This window comes from Janthinobacterium pasteuri, from assembly GCF_051380775.1.
Lineage (GTDB): Bacteria > Pseudomonadota > Gammaproteobacteria > Burkholderiales > Burkholderiaceae_D > Janthinobacterium.
The window spans coordinates 47,794-63,905 of sequence record NZ_JBNYXS010000005.1; the positions used below are offsets into that span (position 1 = coordinate 47,794).

19 protein-coding genes are annotated in these 16,112 nt (G+C 64.8%); 9 read left to right on the forward strand and 10 right to left on the reverse strand.

All coding sequences use genetic code 11. The annotated features are described in order from the left end of the window. Nucleotides 1-118: 118 nt before the first annotated feature. Nucleotides 119-724 carry a LysE/ArgO family amino acid transporter gene (locus ACQ4WN_RS07265; protein WP_070312363.1) on the forward strand — a complete coding sequence of 202 codons (606 nt, stop codon included), beginning with the start codon at nucleotides 119-121 and terminating at the stop codon, nucleotides 722-724. 4 nt (nucleotides 725-728) lie between these two features. Here ACQ4WN_RS07265 and ACQ4WN_RS07270 read toward each other — a convergent pair whose 3' ends face one another. Continuing rightward, nucleotides 729-2,171: a coniferyl aldehyde dehydrogenase gene (locus ACQ4WN_RS07270; protein ID WP_436550916.1), complete on the reverse strand. Its 1,443-nt coding sequence runs from the start codon at nucleotides 2,169-2,171 to the stop codon at nucleotides 729-731. Nucleotides 2,172-2,318: 147 nt separating this feature from the next. Here ACQ4WN_RS07270 and trxC point away from each other — a divergent pair, with 147 nt between their 5' ends. The 5 genes from trxC to ACQ4WN_RS07295 all read left to right on the forward strand — a co-directional run bounded on the left by trxC (nucleotide 2,319) and on the right by ACQ4WN_RS07295 (nucleotide 5,110). Beyond that, entirely contained in the window at nucleotides 2,319-2,771 is a 453-nt protein-coding gene (gene trxC / locus ACQ4WN_RS07275; protein ID WP_436550917.1) for a thioredoxin TrxC, read from the forward strand. A gap of 70 nt (nucleotides 2,772-2,841) precedes the next feature. Next, nucleotides 2,842-3,351 (forward strand): MarR family winged helix-turn-helix transcriptional regulator, encoded by a 510-nt coding sequence (locus ACQ4WN_RS07280; protein ID WP_436551082.1) that lies wholly within the window; start codon nucleotides 2,842-2,844, stop codon nucleotides 3,349-3,351. Then, a complete protein-coding gene (locus ACQ4WN_RS07285) occupies nucleotides 3,348-4,094 on the forward strand; it encodes a HEAT repeat domain-containing protein (protein WP_436550918.1) in 747 nt (248 codons plus the stop codon). The genes ACQ4WN_RS07280 and ACQ4WN_RS07285 overlap by 4 nt, the downstream gene beginning before the upstream one ends. A gap of 24 nt (nucleotides 4,095-4,118) precedes the next feature. Further along, on the forward strand, nucleotides 4,119-4,454 hold the full coding sequence (locus tag ACQ4WN_RS07290; RefSeq protein ID WP_436550919.1) for a DUF6616 family protein: 336 nt from the start codon (nucleotides 4,119-4,121) through the stop codon (nucleotides 4,452-4,454). 62 nt (nucleotides 4,455-4,516) lie between these two features. Continuing rightward, entirely contained in the window at nucleotides 4,517-5,110 is a 594-nt protein-coding gene (locus tag ACQ4WN_RS07295) for a DUF1287 domain-containing protein (protein ID WP_436550920.1), read from the forward strand. On the opposite strand, the gene pdxR is transcribed toward ACQ4WN_RS07295, so the two are convergent. Beyond that, entirely contained in the window at nucleotides 5,079-6,551 is a 1,473-nt protein-coding gene (gene pdxR / locus ACQ4WN_RS07300; protein WP_436550921.1) for a MocR-like pyridoxine biosynthesis transcription factor PdxR, read from the reverse strand. The genes ACQ4WN_RS07295 and pdxR overlap by 32 nt on opposite strands. Before the next feature lie 104 nt (nucleotides 6,552-6,655). Here pdxR and ACQ4WN_RS07305 point away from each other — a divergent pair, with 104 nt between their 5' ends. Then, complete coding sequence (locus ACQ4WN_RS07305) at nucleotides 6,656-7,096, forward strand: carboxymuconolactone decarboxylase family protein (RefSeq protein WP_436550922.1); 441 nt, start codon at nucleotides 6,656-6,658, stop codon at nucleotides 7,094-7,096. 80 nt (nucleotides 7,097-7,176) lie between these two features. Next, nucleotides 7,177-7,473 (forward strand): hypothetical protein, encoded by a 297-nt coding sequence (locus tag ACQ4WN_RS07310; protein ID WP_436550923.1) that lies wholly within the window; start codon nucleotides 7,177-7,179, stop codon nucleotides 7,471-7,473. 6 nt (nucleotides 7,474-7,479) lie between these two features. On the opposite strand, the gene ACQ4WN_RS07315 is transcribed toward ACQ4WN_RS07310, so the two are convergent. Further along, nucleotides 7,480-8,655, reverse strand: a complete 1,176-nt coding sequence (locus ACQ4WN_RS07315; RefSeq protein WP_436550924.1) for a multidrug effflux MFS transporter — start codon at nucleotides 8,653-8,655, stop codon at nucleotides 7,480-7,482. 189 nt (nucleotides 8,656-8,844) lie between these two features. Between ACQ4WN_RS07315 and epsC the strand changes: the two genes are divergently transcribed. Continuing rightward, complete coding sequence (gene epsC / locus ACQ4WN_RS07320) at nucleotides 8,845-9,783, forward strand: serine O-acetyltransferase EpsC (protein WP_436550925.1); 939 nt, start codon at nucleotides 8,845-8,847, stop codon at nucleotides 9,781-9,783. A 123-nt stretch (nucleotides 9,784-9,906) separates the two neighbouring features. On the opposite strand, the gene ACQ4WN_RS07325 is transcribed toward epsC, so the two are convergent. From ACQ4WN_RS07325 to ACQ4WN_RS07355, 7 genes are all read right to left on the reverse strand, one after another. Beyond that, entirely contained in the window at nucleotides 9,907-10,386 is a 480-nt protein-coding gene (locus tag ACQ4WN_RS07325; protein WP_436550926.1) for an META domain-containing protein, read from the reverse strand. Nucleotides 10,387-10,459: 73 nt separating this feature from the next. Further along, nucleotides 10,460-11,368, reverse strand: coding sequence for a subclass B3 metallo-beta-lactamase (gene bla, locus ACQ4WN_RS07330; RefSeq protein ID WP_436550927.1), 909 nt, complete (start codon nucleotides 11,366-11,368; stop codon nucleotides 10,460-10,462). Between the two features lie 65 nt (nucleotides 11,369-11,433). Then, the gene (locus tag ACQ4WN_RS07335) at nucleotides 11,434-12,033 is read right to left on the reverse strand and encodes a hypothetical protein (protein WP_436550928.1); all 600 of its coding nucleotides are present in this window, start codon (nucleotides 12,031-12,033) and stop codon (nucleotides 11,434-11,436) included. Nucleotides 12,034-12,109: 76 nt separating this feature from the next. Beyond that, nucleotides 12,110-12,844 (reverse strand): ABC transporter ATP-binding protein, encoded by a 735-nt coding sequence (locus ACQ4WN_RS07340; RefSeq protein ID WP_436550929.1) that lies wholly within the window; start codon nucleotides 12,842-12,844, stop codon nucleotides 12,110-12,112. A gap of 15 nt (nucleotides 12,845-12,859) precedes the next feature. Further along, nucleotides 12,860-13,690 (reverse strand): ABC transporter permease, encoded by an 831-nt coding sequence (locus ACQ4WN_RS07345; RefSeq protein ID WP_436550930.1) that lies wholly within the window; start codon nucleotides 13,688-13,690, stop codon nucleotides 12,860-12,862. A 6-nt stretch (nucleotides 13,691-13,696) separates the two neighbouring features. Next, the gene (locus ACQ4WN_RS07350) at nucleotides 13,697-14,686 is read right to left on the reverse strand and encodes an aliphatic sulfonate ABC transporter substrate-binding protein (protein WP_436550931.1); all 990 of its coding nucleotides are present in this window, start codon (nucleotides 14,684-14,686) and stop codon (nucleotides 13,697-13,699) included. A 27-nt stretch (nucleotides 14,687-14,713) separates the two neighbouring features. Next, on the reverse strand, nucleotides 14,714-16,111 hold the full coding sequence (locus tag ACQ4WN_RS07355) for an LLM class flavin-dependent oxidoreductase (RefSeq protein ID WP_436550932.1): 1,398 nt from the start codon (nucleotides 16,109-16,111) through the stop codon (nucleotides 14,714-14,716). Nucleotide 16,112 lies beyond the last annotated feature (1 nt).

Below are 16,112 nucleotides of genomic sequence, written 5' to 3' on the forward strand. Positions count from 1 at the left end.
TCTCCCGCGCGGTCCTCCTGGTTCCGCACCACCCTCCACCTACCACTGATGACTTTGCCGTTGCCGGCAGAGCGTGGGCGGCCGTGCGCGTGATGGAAAGCAATGCAAAGGAATCGATATGGACAGCGCAATTTTCTTGAAAGGCATGGGCCTCGGAGCGAGCCTGATCGTGGCCATCGGCACGCAAAACGCATTTTTGCTCAAGCAGGGCTTGAAGCGCCATTATGTGCTCACCTGCATACTCGTGTGTTTGCTGTGCGACGCCATCCTGATCACGGCCGGCGTGGCCGGCATGGGCACGTTCATTGCCGATAATCCCAACTTCTTGCTGTGGGCCAAGGCTGGTGGCGCCACCTTCCTGATCGCGTATGGCTTGCGTGCGGCCAAGTCGGCATGGCGTCCAACGGCCATGACAGTGTCGGCTGCCAAGGCGCCCGAAGGTTACTGGGCCGTGATCGGCGCGGCATTGGCGTTCAGCCTGCTGAACCCGCACGCTTTCCTCGACACGGTCATCTTGCTCGGATCGATCGGTGGCCAGCATGAAGGCGTGGGACGCTTCTACTTCGCAGGTGGCGCCATCATGGCTTCGGCCCTGTGGTTCTTCCTGCTGGGCTTTGGCGCCCGCTACCTGGCGCCCGTGTTTGCCAAGCCCATGGCCTGGCGCGTGCTCGACGGCATCATCGCTCTCGTCATGTGGGCCATCGCCGCCTCGCTGTTCCTCTAAGCAATTAGCGCGTCAGGAAGGCCAGCACGCGGCTGGCCAGCTTGCCGTACGGCGGCCACAGCAGTGTCAAAGTGCTGAAGCGGGCCTGGTAAAACACGGGGCGCAGCTTGCTGAAGGTATGAAAACCTTCCACCCCGTGGTAATGGCCCATGCCGGACTCGCCCACGCCGCCGAACGGCAAATCGTGCTGGCCCACGTGGAACAGGGCGTCATTGACGGACACGCCACCCGACATCACGCGGTCAATCAGTCTCTGCACCGTGTCTGCCTGCTTGCTGAACGGATAGATGGCCAGCGGGCGCGGCCCCGCATTGATGCTGTCGATCACGCTGTCCAGATGTGCATAGCCGCGCAGCGGCAGGATGGGGCCGAAGATTTCGCGCGTCAGCAGCAAGCTGTCCTCGGGCGCATCGAGCACGATATGCGGCGCGATCTTGCGCGTGGCGCGGTCGTAGGCAGGCCCCGGTAGCAGGGGAATCACTTGCGCGCCCCGTGCGCGCGCTTCGTCCAGCGCCAGTAGCAGGCGCTCAAAGGCGGTCTCGTCGATGATGGAGGTGTAGTCGGGCGTGTCCAGCCGAGGGTAGCGCGTGGGTACGATCTGGCGCGCGTGGTCGACGAAGGCGGCGATGCTCGCTTCGGGCAGCCAGGCGTGGTCGACGCTGGTGCAGATCTGTCCCGCATTCAGGTACTTGACGAACAGGATGCGTTCGGCGGCGGTGCGCAGGGGAAAGTCTGCGCAGACGATGGCCGGCGCCTTGCCGCCCAGCTCCAGGGTCACCGGGCACAGATTGCGCGCAGCTGCCGCCATGACGGCGCGGCCCGTCTGGCCGGAACCCGTAAACAGCAGGTGGTCGAACGGCAGTTGTGAAAAAGCCATGCCCACGCCGCCCGTCTCTTCAAAAAACTGCAATTTTTCCGGTGGGAAGTAGGCCGGCATGGTGTCGATCAGCAGCCGGGCCAGGTGGCGCGAGTTTTCACTCATCTTGACCATGGCACGGTTGCCAGCGGCAAAGATGTAGGTCAGGGGAACCAGGCTCAGGTTCACAGGAAAATTCCACGGCACGATGACGCCCACCACGCCCAGCGGCTGGGGAAGCACGCGGTTGCGGGCGCCCATGAAATTGCGCCAGTCGACGGTGCGGCGCTGCGGCTTCATCCATTTTTTCAACTGTTTCAAGACATGGTCTATGCCGTCGATGGCGGGAAAGATCTCCGCCAGCAAGGTTTCGTGTCGGGAACGGTTGCCATAGTCGGCACTGATCGCCTCGCACAGCGCTTCTTTATGCTCGCGGATGAAGCGCTGCAAGGTTTGCAAGTCGCGCTTGCGCTCGGCAAGCGTGGGCACGGGGTGGGCCAGATAGGCGGCCCGCTGCAAAGTCAGGGTGGCATCCAGTTTTGCGTGGACGGGGGCGGTGCTCAGATCCATGTTTTCTGCGACATCGGGCATTGTTTTCCTTGGCTGGCTGGGCAATGTGCGCGCCGTTCCAGCGCACTATAGTGGAGTATTGGCAAATGCGCCGCCAGCGTGCCGACGGCGCTGCACGATACACCGTAAAATGTGCGGCAACTGTACGCCACCCTTTCCAGGAATGCCATGACCTCGACCACGCCAGACTCGCTGCACATCGTTTGCCCCCATTGCGACGCCGTCAACCGCCTGCCGGCCGCCCGGCTCACCGAGCAGCCCACCTGCGGCAAATGCCAGAAAGATTTATTTACAGGCCAGCCCGTGGACCTGGCCAGCGCCCGCTTCCTCAAGCATATCGAACGCAGCGACATCCCCGTGCTGGTGGACTTCTGGGCGCCCTGGTGTGGTCCGTGCCGCAGCATGGCGCCATTCTATGTGCAAGCCGCCAAGACCCTGGAGCCCGCGTTTCGCGTCGTCAAGGTGAATACGGAAGCGTCGCCGGACCTGGGCAGCCGTTTCAATATCCGCAGCATTCCCACCCTGGCCCTGTTTTCGCGTGGCGTGGAAGTGGCGCGCCAGCCGGGCGCCATCGATGCGCAATCCATCATCGCGTGGGCGAGGGATAAAGCCCGCTTTTGAGCCGACATGAAAACCATCATGGTTTTTCATTTGACTTGTAGTATGGCGCCATATTATATTGCGCCATATGATAAAACTCGAACAGAAATACACGGCCCTGCTGGGCGACGTGCAGCGCCGCGCCAGCGGTCTCGACATGACGCAGTCCATGGCGCGCTTGCGCCTGTGCTTTGAAGTGCTGGGCCTGGCATCGGCCATCGATGGCGATTGCGCTGTTCGCCTGGGCCGGCATGGTTTGTCGGAAGGCAAGTTTGTGCTGCTGTCCCTGCTGCGTGACGTGCCCGAGGGACTCTCGCCGCACGCACTGGCCGAGCGGGCCGGCGTGACGCGCGGCACCATCACGGGCTTGCTCGACGGCCTGGAACGTGACGGTTTCCTGGCGCGCCACGCGGACCAGTTCGACCGGCGCAAGCTGCTGGTGCGCCTGAGCGCCAAGGGAGAAGCTGCAGCTGCCACCCTGGTCGATGAGCACGCGCAATGGATCGCCAGCCTGTTTGCCGATTTCATGCCGGACGAGATGCAATTATTGAGTGGACTGCTGGAAAAAGCCTGGCGCAAGACGGTCCGAGGTGCGCCATGAGCCGTGGCGTCGCCGACATCGCTCCCGCGCGCCTGGCCATGCTGAACGCGGGCAGCGTGGCCAGCGCCACCCTGACAGAAGGGCTGGCCATCGATTTCGTCCAGCTGTTAGCCACTGCCGTACCCGAAATCGGCGCCGCCCGCCTGAACCGGATGCGCGCGCAGTCCGCTGTGGGCATCACCCGGCGCATGGCCCTGGCGGCACAATTGCTGCTGGAGGCCGACGCCGACCTGGCGTTGCTGCAAGCGCACCCATCCGACACAGTGCGGGGCTGGGCCTGCTTTGCCATCGCCGCCCAAGCTGGCTTGACCTTGCCGCAGCAGCTGGCGGCCATGCGGCCGCTGGCCGACGATGGCCACTTCGGCGTGCGCGAATGGGCGTGGCTGGCGCTGCGGCCCCGGCTGGCTGCAAGTCTTGACGAGGCGATTGCCTTGCTGGCGCCATGGACGGGGGATGCGTCGGAAAGAGTGCGCCGCTTCGCTTGCGAAGCGTTGCGCCCGCGCGGCGTGTGGTGCGCGCACATCGCCCGCTTAAAAGAGCAGCCGCAGCTGGCCTTGCCCCTGTTGCAGCCCTTGCGCGCCGACCCGGCCGTCTACGTGCAGGATTCCGTTGCCAACTGGCTCAACGATGCTGCCAAGAGCCAGCCGGAATGGGTGCGCAGCCTGTGCGCGCAATGGCTGCAGGAAAGTGACAATGCCGCGACGCGACGCATCTGCCAGCGCGCCCAGCGCTCGCTGGCCTGACGATACCTCACCCAAGGAGACAACATGCATTACCTGTTAGAACTGTACAGCCCGAAACCCGCCTGGCTGGCCCTCGATGGCGCCGCGCGCCAGGCGTATTTCGACACGGTGGGCACCGGCATGGCGGCCTTGTCGGGCAGCGGCGCCGAAGCGCTGGCCATGGGCGCCATCGATGGCGGCAAGCTGCAGGCGGCTGTCCAGCAGTTTTATGCCGTCTGGCGCTTCCCGGACGAGGCGGCGCTGGACGCCTTGCTGGCCGGCATCGCCGCCACGGGCTGGCATGATTATTTTGACACCGTCAATGCCGCTGGCCCTGCCGTGGATTTTCCAGCGCACCTGGCGCAGCTGGCGGCGGTCTAAGCGTCCGACGTTTTTCTTGCCGCTGCGGTAAAGTTGGCATTTCCATCCGACCTTCGACGTTGATGCCAATTAAACTGCTCTCCCTCCTGCTTCTTGCGCTGGCACCCATGCTGGCCTCGGCAACCCCTGATACCACCCCGCAAGCCCTCGTCGCCGCTGCCCGCAGCCAGGTGGGCGTGACCCTGCAGTACGACCCGCGCTACGAACGTCTCGCCTATCCGGGCGGCGACGTGCCGCTCGAGCGCGGCGTATGCACGGATGTGGTCGTGCGCGCCTACCGCAAACTGGGCCAGGATTTGCAAGTGCTGGTGCATGAAGACATGCGCAAGGCGTGGCAGGTGTACCAGCAGCAGGGGCGCTGGCAGATGAAGGGGCCGGACCGCAATATTGACCACCGCCGCGTGCCGAACCTGGGCACGTTCTTTGCGCGCCATGGCACCAGCCTGCCGCCAGCCAAGGAAGCGAACGCTTACCGCGCGGGCGACATCGTCACCTGGCGCCTGCCGCGCAACCTCACGCATATCGGCATCGTCAGCGACAAGCGGTCAGGGAGTGGCGTGCCGCTCGTCATCCATAACATCGGCGAGGGCGCGCGCGAGGAAAATATTTTGTTCAGCTATCCGATTACGGGACACTATCGCTGGCAACCCCGCTGAGGGGCAGGGGAGCGATCTCTTGCAGGATCGCCAGCACGCGGGCCAGCGCCGTGTCGATATCGAGCCTGTCGATGGCGCCATAGCCGAGGAACAGGCCTTCATGGCGGGCGGGCCCAGCGTAAAAGCCGGATAGCGCATACAAGCTGATGTCGGCCAGGCGCGCGCGGCGCAGCAATTCGGCGATATCGAGCGGTGCCTGCGCCAGCGCCGCCACATGGAAGCCGGCGCTGGCTGGCACCAGGCGGAACCATGGCGACAACGGACCGTTGAACCAGTGCTGCAGCCGTTCGCGCCGCCCCGCATAAATGTCGTGGCAGCGGCGGATATGGCGCAGCAAATGGCCGTCCAGGATGAACTTGGCCAGCGCATGCTGGCCCAGGCTGGCCGTATGGCAATCGCTCAGGTATTTCACCGTCTGCATGGCGGCCACGATGGCTTGTGGCAGCACCACATAGCCGAGCCGCAATTCCGGCAGCATGATCTTGGAAAAGCTGCCCACGTGCGCGACGACGCCGTAGCGGTCCATGCTTTGCAGGGAATCCTCGGGCCGGCCTTCGTAGCGGAAGGCGCTGTCGTAATCGTCCTCGATGATGATGGCCCCCAACTGCCGGGCACGCTCCAGCAAGGCATGGCGGCGCGCCATGCTCATCGGCATGCCGAGCGGAAATTGATGCGCAGGAGTGACATAGATCAAGCGCGTGCCGTCGGGGATTTGCGCGACGATGAGGCCAGCCTCATCCACTTTCACGCCCACCACGCGCGCCCCCTGGCTGGCGAATACGGCGCGCGCCACCGGGTAGCCAGGTTCTTCCACGGCAACCGTGTCGCCCGCTTCCAGCAGGGTTTGCGCCAGCAGCTGCAAAGCTTGCTGCGCGCCGCTGGTGACGAGTACCTGTTCCTTGGTGCAATGGATGCCGCGGCTGAAGGCGGCGTGGCCGGCAATCGCCGCGCGCAAGGCGGGCAAGCCTTCCACTGGGCCATAGCGGCCGCGCGCCTGCCCATCCTGGCGCAGCGCATGCAGCATGCAGGCGCGCCATTCATCTTGCGGAAAGTGCGCGGGCGTGGCGCGTCCGCCGATGAAGGCGTAGCGGGCGGGCGTTTCCTGGCTGGCGCGGCGCAAGGGCGTGGGCGTCGCTTCCCAGCGGGCGATGCGCTCGGAGCTGGCCAGCGGCGTGCTGGCGTGGCGGCGCTGGGGCGAGGCATGCGGCGTCTGCACGAAGCTGCCCACGCCCACTTTTCCTATCAGCAGCTTCTCATAGCCCAGCTTTTCATACACGTCGGACACTGTCTTGCGGGACAGGCCCAGCTGGCTGGCCAGCCGGCGCGAAGGCGGCAATTGCTGGCCGTCGGCCAGGCGGCCCGAGCGGATGGCTTCGCTGAGCTGGCGATACAACTGGCCGCCCAGGTCGCGCGTGCCGTCGATCAGGATATGTAATTCCATGGAGTATCTGTTGGTGGTCTGCCGTTTTTCGGCAGGATTGGCCTGCCGCACGCGCTACTTGCGCTTCTACAATAGTCCATCTCTACTCTATCAAGGAATGCATCATGACACAGCAACGACTCGATTTCACACAAGCTTCGCCGGACGCCGTCAAGGCCATGTATGCGCTGGAAGCGGCCATCGCCAAGCTGGGCGTGGAACACTCGCTGGTCGAGCTGATCCGCCTGCGCGCCTCGCAAATCAATGGCTGCGCCTTTTGTGTGGACATGCACACGAGCGACGCGCGCAAGGCGGGCGAAACGGAACGCCGCCTGTATGCCGTGTCCGTCTGGCGCGAAACGCCGTTCTTCACGCCGCGCGAGCGGGCCGTGCTGGCCTGGACGGAAGCGCTGACCCTGCTGCCGCAGAATCACCCGTCGGACGCAGACTATGCGGCGCTGGCGCAGCAATTGACGCCGGCGGAGATGGTCAACGTCACCCTGGCTATCGGCTCCATCAATACCTGGAACCGCCTGGCCGTGGGTTTCCGCAAGATGCCCGGATAAACCCAGTGTTCGTTTGCGAACAGACGCATGGCTTGCCCCTGCGTAGGCTGACAGGACGATTGATCAGCCAGGGAGCAGCCATGCAAGTACATATCGGGGAGGGCGCCGAAAAGACGCCGGTGCAGCAGGAAGAAGCGCGCCGTGAATTTATCGCCGAACTGTGGCGGCGCTTTGAAACCTTGCAGGAATGGGCCATCAGCCACTGGCCCGACCAGCAACATCCGTTGAGTTCCGCCGACTTCGTCGAGGCGCGCAAGGAGATTTTGGGTCTGCGTTCGCCGGCCGGTTCCCTGAGCCAGCCGTCTCAGCAGAATGAAGCGGAGCCGGAGCAGGGCGGGGCGCAGTATCGGGATGTGACGCCAGCGCCGTGGCCGTAATCCGACCTAGGCTTCAGCTTTACCTCGCGCAAACACCCAGCACAGCAAACTCACCAGCAGTCCCGCCATCACGCCATACGCCAAGTTCAGCGCGCTATCGAACAGCAGCGGCGCCACCAGGCCCGAGACCAGCGCGAACAGCAGCATCTGGATGAACGATTGCATCGACGAAGCCAGGCCGCTGTTGTTGGGGAAGTGGTTCAGTGCCATCAGGGTCATCGGTGGCATGGCGATGGACAGGGCGAACGAGTAGAAGAACAAGGGCAGCACGGCCCATGGCACTTCGGCGGCAAACACATAGTTGTAGCCGATGTTGACCAGCGCTGCCACCAGCATCAGGATGAAGCCGGCCCAGATCATCTGGCGCTGGCTGGTGCGGTGGGCGATTTTCGCCGACAGGGCCGAACCGAACACCATGCCGCTAATTAAGGGGATGAACAGCCAGGCGAATGCCGTTTCCGGCAAAAGCAGGATGTTGATGATGAAGTAGGCGGCCGAACCGATGTACAGGGCGAAGCCGCCAAAGGCGGCGCCGATGGCCGTCGACAGCAGCAGGAACTGGCGATGGCACAGCACTTTCCAGTAATTGACGGCGATGTCGCCCAGGTGGAAGGCGTGGCGCTGCTCCTTCGGCAGGCTTTCCGGCAGCGCGCGCCAGACGACGACGAACATCAGCACGCCGAAGGCCGTGAGGAACCAGAAAATCCAGCGCCAGCCCAGGCCCACCTGCAGCCAGCCGCCCAGCACGGGGGCGATGGCCGGTGCCAGCGCGAACACCATCATGATGTGCGAGAGGATTTTCTGCGCGGCGGCGCCCGAATAGCGGTCTTGCACAATGGCGCGGCCGATCACGGAACCGGCGCCCGCGGACAGGCCTTGCAGCACGCGCCAGGCCATCAGCCAGCCCAGCGACGGCGCCAGCGCGGCGCCCACGGAGGCGATCACATACAGCACCAGCGAGACGAGAATCACGGGACGGCGGCCGAACGAATCGGACAGGGTGCCGTAAAACAGCATCATGAAGGCGAACGTGAACAGGAAAAAGCTCAGGGTTTGCTGCACCAGCAGGGGGCTGGCATTGAAATCGTGCACGATGGCGGGGAAAGACGGCAGATAGGTGTCAATGGCAAGCGGTCCGACCATCGCCAGGCCCGCCAAAATCCATGTTAATAATTTAGTCATGTTGAAGAGTGTTTTTGTTAGTCCGTCATTTTACGCTAGTGACTGGAATCGGGTTTGGTGCCGACGCTGTTTGCCATCCATATACGGTTTTCGCATATGAAACCTTGAAATTCTTCGTTTGCATCGTTTGGTGCTACCGCTAAGCTTGGGCGACCCGGCCTGTTTGCCGTTTTCTGGAAGTGATACGCCATGCACAGCATTGATCCCGCAGCGCCCGCCGATGACACGGCCCAGTGGAACCTGGGGCCCGTGATCCAGGCCTTGCGCAGTTCGCGCGAAGACAAGCACAAGATCCGCCATAACGGCAGGGTGCGCGAACTGCCGTCGCGCGAAGCTTTGATCACCATCGTCAACGGCCTGTCGGCGGCCCTGTTCCCCACCCATTACGGGCGGCCGAATCTCACCGATGAAAGCATCGACTATTTTGTCGGTGACACCCTCAACACTACCCTGAACCGCCTCAGCGAACAGGTGCGGCGCGGCCTGCTATTTTCTGTACCGGCCGGCGAGGAGCAGGATGCCGCCAGCGACGATGCGGCGCTGGCGCAGCAGGCGCGCGACATCACGCGTGCCTTTGCTGCCAGCCTGCCCGACATCCGCGCGCTGCTGGTGTCGGACGTGCAGGCCGCCTACGCGGGCGACCCGGCCGCCACTTCGGTGGCCGAGATCATGCTGTGCTACCCGGGCACCATCGCCATCCTGTACCACCGCCTGGCGCACCGCCTGCACGCGCTGGGCGCGCCGTTCCTGGCACGCCTGATCGCCGACATCGCGCATACCTTGACGGGCATCGACATCCACCCGGGCGCGCACATCGGCGCGTCCTTCTTCATCGACCACGGCACGGGCGTGGTGATCGGCGAGACGGCCATCATCGGCCAGCGCGTGCGTCTGTACCAGGCCGTCACCCTGGGCGCCAAGCGTTTTCCTGCGGATGCCAGCGGTGCGCTGATCAAGGGTACGCCGCGCCACCCCATCGTCGAGGATGACGTGGTCATTTACGCGGGCGCGACCGTGTTGGGGCGCATCACCATCGGCGCTGGATCGACCATCGGGGGGAACGTGTGGCTGACGCAAAGCGTGCCGCCTGAGAGTAACGTATCGCAGGCGCAGATGCGCAACGATTGAAGAGTGGCCGAGAAAACGTCCATGGCGGTGTTGCAGCGCCTTGGCGTACTAGCGTACTGCCTGCGCCGCCGCGCCTTGCCCTGAACGTTTTTCAGGTACTCTTCAAATGCAGGAGTGCGGGTTTTACTTCACCGTCAGCGCTTCATAGCGTGCCACGGCCGCGCCATCCTTCAGCAGCAGCAATTCCTGGTCGGCGTAGCGGTAGCCATTGACTTCGCCCAGGGTGGTCAAGAGCAGGCGCTCCAGGTCCATGTCCTGCGGCTGGCACATCATCATGGTGCCGGCCAGTTGCGAGAAGGCCAGGGTGCTGACGCCATCGCTGGTGTAGCCGCCCATCATCTGGTTGCAGCCACTGTGGCCACTGGCGCGGCCTTCGGCCAGCAGCAGGGTCACTTCGCGCTGTTCAGGCGCCTTGCGCACCACTTGCTTGCCCTTCAATTCCTTCAGCTTCCACTGCGTACCCGTCAGCTTCGGTGCCGGCCTGGCTGGCGAGGTGGTGCCTGGCGCGGCGGCGGCAGCGTCGCTGCGCACGGGCGTTTGCGCGCAGCCGGCGGTGATGGCGACGATGGCGGCGAGGGGGATCAGTCTGGCGAGTGTGAACATGGCATTTCCTTCTTGAAGTGAATGGCGCCAGCGTAGCAGATTGGCGTCAAGCCAGCGTGCACGGTTGACAAGCTTACTGCTGTTTTTCCTGGTCCAGACGAGAGTCGAGCAAGGTGCGCGCCGCCCCCACGTAGGCGCGGCAGGCTTGCGGATCGACAAAGGCATCGCTGCCGCCCGTGACGCTCGCTTCCAGCCGCTCCCACAATTGCGACGCTTCCGGATGCGCCGAAATGAGCACGTCGCAGGGCAGTTTTTCCAGGGTCTCGAAGCTGTGGCGCAAGTCCGCCAGGGCGTTTGGATACTCGCTGCTGGCGCTGAACTTGAAGCCGGGGCGCGAGACGGCGTTGAGGCTATCCGCATACACCATGTTCAGGCAGCGGGGGCCGTCGCACGATTGCCATGTCCAGCTCAAGCCTCCTGGCGTGTGGCCCGGCGTGGCATGCGCCGTCAGGTTGACGGGGCCGATATTGAACTGGCCGCCGTCGCGCGCCAGGCGCATGTCCTTGACGGGCGGATACTTGGGCAGCGCATGGTATTGCGGGTCGTCCGGGCCCACTTCGCCCGACGCCAGGTCCAGCGCGGCCGACGGGCTGGCGGCCACCAGCGCATTGCTGCGCCGCTGCAGTTCGGCCAGGCCGCCCGCATGGTCGATATGGCCATGCGAATTGAGGATCAGCTTGACGTCCTCGATGCGAAAGCCCAGGGCTGCAATATTGGCGATGATCTTGGGTGCCGATTCCGGCAAGCCGCCGTCGATCAGCACGTGGCCCTGCGGCGACGTCACCAGCACGGAACTGAGGCCTTTCACGCCCACGTAATAGGTATTGCCGAAGATGCGGAACGGCGCCTGGTCCGCGTTCCAGGTGGCGCAGACTTCGCAGCCCGGCGTCGGCGGCGTGGCTGGCGCAGTTGTTTGCGCCTGCGTGGCGGGGCTGGCCAGCAGCAGGGCCAGGACCAGCGCGCGTGGTGGTGTGAGGGACATTGCGATCCTTATCCGTATTGCCAAGGTGGCGTATGCTGACATGGAACGGGGCTGGACGCAAACGCTCACGGGGAGGCGGGCGGGGTGGCGTCGGGATCGTGGTGGTAGAGCAGTTCGATCAGGGTATCGTGCGCATAGCGGGTGTCGCCGATGGGCGCGAGAAAGGAGCTCCCCTCTTTTTCCACCGTCAGGGCGATGCGCTGCTCGCCAGCGAGCAAGGTGGCGCTGGCGAGCGGCGCATCGCTGCGAGTGTCCATCTTGAACTGTTCGGCGGAGCACCAGTCGGTGGTGCGCAGCAAGGTGCCGACCAGGGTGCGTACCCAGAACGCGATCTCTTTCTTGGCGATGGCGATCATCACCTGGCATTGCAGGCGCAGGTCGCCCAGGCGGCGCATGCTGGCCTGCACGCCGTCGCTCTGGATGGCTGGCTGCCAGCGATACTGGCCCTTTTTCTTGTTGGTGATCAGGTCCGCGTCCTCGCTGTCGGCCTGCGCGCTGCGCGGCAAGGTAAAGCTGCCGTCGGCTGACAGGGGCAGGGCAATCGAGGTTTCGTTGCCGGCGATGCGCAAGGCCAGGTCGTGCATGGCGTCGGCTTGCGTGCTTTCCTGCGCCGCGATGTGACTGGCAGCCAGGATGACGAGGATGGCAAGGAAAGGACGGTGCACGTCGCCGCTCGTTTGTTTTCAACATGGCAAGCCAGCATGAAAGACAAGGCTTGTCACTGCCGGCCGTGGGCAAGCTTCAGATCGCATGCGCGGCGTGCAGTTCGCCGAGGATGGCTTCCTTCAATGGGGCTTGCGCCGCCGGCGTGCGCAGGCGCGGCCGGGGCGCGGCCACGTCGTAGTGGGCGCGTGGCGGTCCGGCGTGCGTGTCGAGCATGACGATGCGGTCGCTCAGGTACAGCGCTTCATCGATATCGTGCGTCACCAGCAGCACGCTCAAACCATGGCGCGCAGCGACGGTGGCCAGCAGGTCTTGCAGCTTCATGCGGGTAAACGCGTCGACGGCGGAAAACGGTTCGTCCAGCAGCAGGATGCGGGGCTGGCCAAACAGGCCGCGGGCAATCGCCGCCCGCTGCGCCTGGCCGCCCGACAGCTGCTTTGGCAGGCTGTGCGCGTGGCCTTGCAAGCCTACTTCCGCCAGCAACTGCGCGCCCCTGGGATCGTGTTCGCCACCAGCACCGAGGCCGAAGGCGATGTTTTGCGCCACTGTCAGCCAGGGAAACAATCGCGGTTCCTGGAAGATCAGGCCGATGTCGGCGTGCACCCCGGCCAGCAACTTGCCGTCGAGGCGCAGGGCGCCGTGATAGTCCGTATCGAGACCGGCCACGATGGATAGCAGGCTGCTCTTGCCGCAGCCGCTGGCGCCGATCAGGCTGACGATTTCGCCCTGGCGCAGCTGCAATTGCAGATTGTGCAGCACGCGCCGCGCGCCATAGGATTTGTCATGGATGGCAATGTCGAGCAGGGCAGTCATGCAGAGGCGCTTTCGTCAGGGAGTGGCATAGCTGTCGCGCCACGCAAGCAAACGGGTTTCCAGGCGCTGCATCAGGCTGTCGCTGGCCTTGCCCAGCACGGCCAGCAGCACGATGGCAGCGAGCACGATGTCGGCACGGCTCGTTTCGCGCCCGTCGCTGAGCAGGTAGCCGAGGCCCTGGCTGGCGGCGATCAGTTCTGCCGCCACCATGAACATCCAGGCCAGGCTCAAACCGTTGCGCAGGCCCGTGAAGATGGCTGGCAGCGCGGCGGACAGCAGCACGCGCCACGCCAGCGCAGGGCGGCTCAAACGGTACATGCGGGCCGCGTCGATCAGCTTGCGGTCCACGTCGCGTATCCCCGACGCCACGCCCATGTAGACGGGGAAAAAGGTGCCGATGCTGATCAGGACCAGTTTCGGCGCTTCATCGATGCCTAGCCACAGCAGCAGCAAGGGCACCCAGGCCAGCGATGGAATGGCACGCAGGGCCTGGAAAGTGGGGTCCAGCAGCGCCTCCATTGTGCGGTTCAGGCCCACGGCCGCACCAATGATGATGGCTAGCAGCGCGCCGCCGGCAAAGCCGATTGCCACGCGCACGGTACTGGCCAGCACGTGGCCGGCCAGGCCCTGGCGCGCCAGCTCGGCGATGGTGGCGGCGATGTCGCTGGGCGCTGGCAGCAGGTTGGCGGGGATGGCGCCCGCGCGTACGCCCAGTTCCGCCGCCAGCAGTGCCAGCGCGGGCAGCAGGAGGCCAAGCGCCGCGCGTGGCAAGGGCTGGCGAAAGAGCCTGCGCCGGACGCCGGTGTCGTGGGCCGATGCTGGCGCGGCGAGCGTGTCTCTGGCCATGAGCGCTTACGCCTTGCCGATGAACGGCTGCGCAGAGCGCGTGTCGACCAGCTCTGCGATGGCGCGGTTCAAGTCGGCGCCTGGCTTGACCAGCGCTTCTTCGACGAGGATGGGCGCGGCCACCAGCAGGGCTTTGACGTGTTCGTTCGACGGCTGCGGATTGCTGAAGTCACTGCGCAGTTTTACCTGCAGCAGCGCCACCGGCAGGCTGACCTTGGCTTCTTCCGACAGGATTTTCGCCGCTTCGGCCGGATAGTCGCGTATCCAGGCGCGGGCCCGTTCGTAGGCCTGTATCACCTTGCCGACTTCGGCGGGACGGCTGGCCAGGAAGTCCTCGCGCACGTTCAGGAAACCATAGGTGTTGAAGGCCACGTTACGGTAGATCAGACGCGAGCCAGCTTCCAGTTCGCTGGCGGCCATGTGCGGATCGAGGCCGGCCCAGGCATCGACCTTGCCTTGCTCCAGCGCCGCGCGGCCATCGGCATGCTGCAGGCTGACGTGTTCTATATCGCTGCGTTTCAGGCCCGCAGTCTTCAATGACCGCAGCAGGAACAGATATGGGTCGGTGCCCTTGGTGGCGGCCACCTTCTTGCCCTTCAAGTCGGCGACACTGCGGATGGGGCTATCCTTGCGCACCACCAGCGCCGTCCATTCAGGGCGCGAAAAAATGTACGGCGCACGGATAGGGTTGCCATTGGCGCGCGCCAGCAGGGCGGCGAGGCCGGCGCTCGAACCGATGTCGATGCTGTTGGCGTTCAGGTATTCGAGGGCGCGGTTGCTGCCCGCGCTGAGCACCCACTTGATGCTGGTGCCATCTTGCTTGAATGCTTCTTCCAGCCAGCCGAAGCGGCGCAGCACCAGGCTGGTGGGCGAATAATAGGCATAGTCGAGGCGCAGCTCCTTCAGGGGCGCTTGCGTGGCTGCGCGGGTGAGGCTGGGCAAGGTGGCGAGGGCGGTGCCGCTGGCGGCCAGTTGCAAGATGGTTCTGCGTTTCATGGTGTCCTTGGATGTTGGGGAGAGGCGTCAGGCCGCCAGTGCAGAGGCGGGCATGGACGCGGGTGTGATGCTGACCTGGCGGCCCGCGTGATCGGCGGGCAGGCGCGGGCCCTGGCCGAAGACCTTGTGGCGCAAGCTGCCTTCCTCGTAATGGGTGCGATAGCGGCCGCGCCGCTGCAGTTCCGGCACGATGTGGGCTACCACGTCGGCCATGCTGTCGTGGGCCACGGCGAAGGCCAGATTGAAGCCGTCGATGCCTGTCTCGTCCAGCCAGCTTTCCAGCTGGTCGGCCACCTGGCGCGCGTCGCCCACCAGCACCGGGCCGCGCCCACCCAGGCCGATGTATTCGGCCGCCTCGCGCACCGTCCACGTGCGGTCCGGGTCGGCCTGGCTGAACGAAGCCAGCGCCGAGCGGCCGGCCGGGGAATCGATGTAGTCGATGGTGGCGTCGAGCGGATAGCGGCTGAAATCGACGCCGGTCCAGCCTGACAGCAGCACCAGTGCCGCCTCGATATTCACGTGGCGCAGGTAGTTGGCATGCTTGGCGCGCGCCTCTTCTTCCGTGGCGCCCGTGATGACCAGCGCCTGGGCGTAGATCAGCAGCGCATTGCCATCGCGTCCCGCCAGGCGCACGGCGGCGCGCAAGTCGTCGGCGTAGCGCTTTACCACTGTCTTGCTGGGGCCACTGACAAAGGTCGCTTCTGCGTGGCGCGCCGCAAAGCGCGTGCCGCGCGGCGAGGTGCCCGCCTGGTACAGCAGTGGCGTGCGTTGCGGCGACGGCTCGCACAAATGGATGCCGGGCACCTGGTAGTGGCGCCCGGCATGGTTGATCGGATGCACGCGGGCCGGATCGGCGTAGATGCCGCGTGCCTTGTCATTGATGACGGCATCGTCGTCCCAGCTCTTTTCCCAAAGCTTGTAGACGACGTCGAGGTATTCGTCGGCCAGGTCGTAGCGTTCGTCGTGGCCCAGTTGCTGGCCCAAGCCCAGGTTGCGCGCGGCGCTATCGAGGTAGCCCGTGACGATATTCCAGCCGATACGCCCGCCCGTCAGATGGTCCAGCGTGGAGATGCGCCGCGCGAATGTGTACGGATGCTCGTAAGTGAGGGCGCAGGTGACGCCGAAACCCAGGTGCGTGGTGGCTTGCGCCATGATGGGCACGAGGGCCAGCGGGTCGTTCAGCGGCACCTGCACGCCGTGTTCCAGGGCCGCATCGAGGCTGCCCCGGTACACGTCATACACGCCCAGCACGTCGGCCAGGAATACTGCGTCGAACAGGCCCGCTTCCAGCAACCGCGCCAGTTCCGTCCAGTGCTGCGGATCGGTATAGCGGTGGCTGCGGTCGCGCGCATGCGTCCACAGTCCCGGCGACTGGTGGCCGACGGTATTCATCTGGAAGGCGTTGAAGCGTATCGTCTTGGCCATG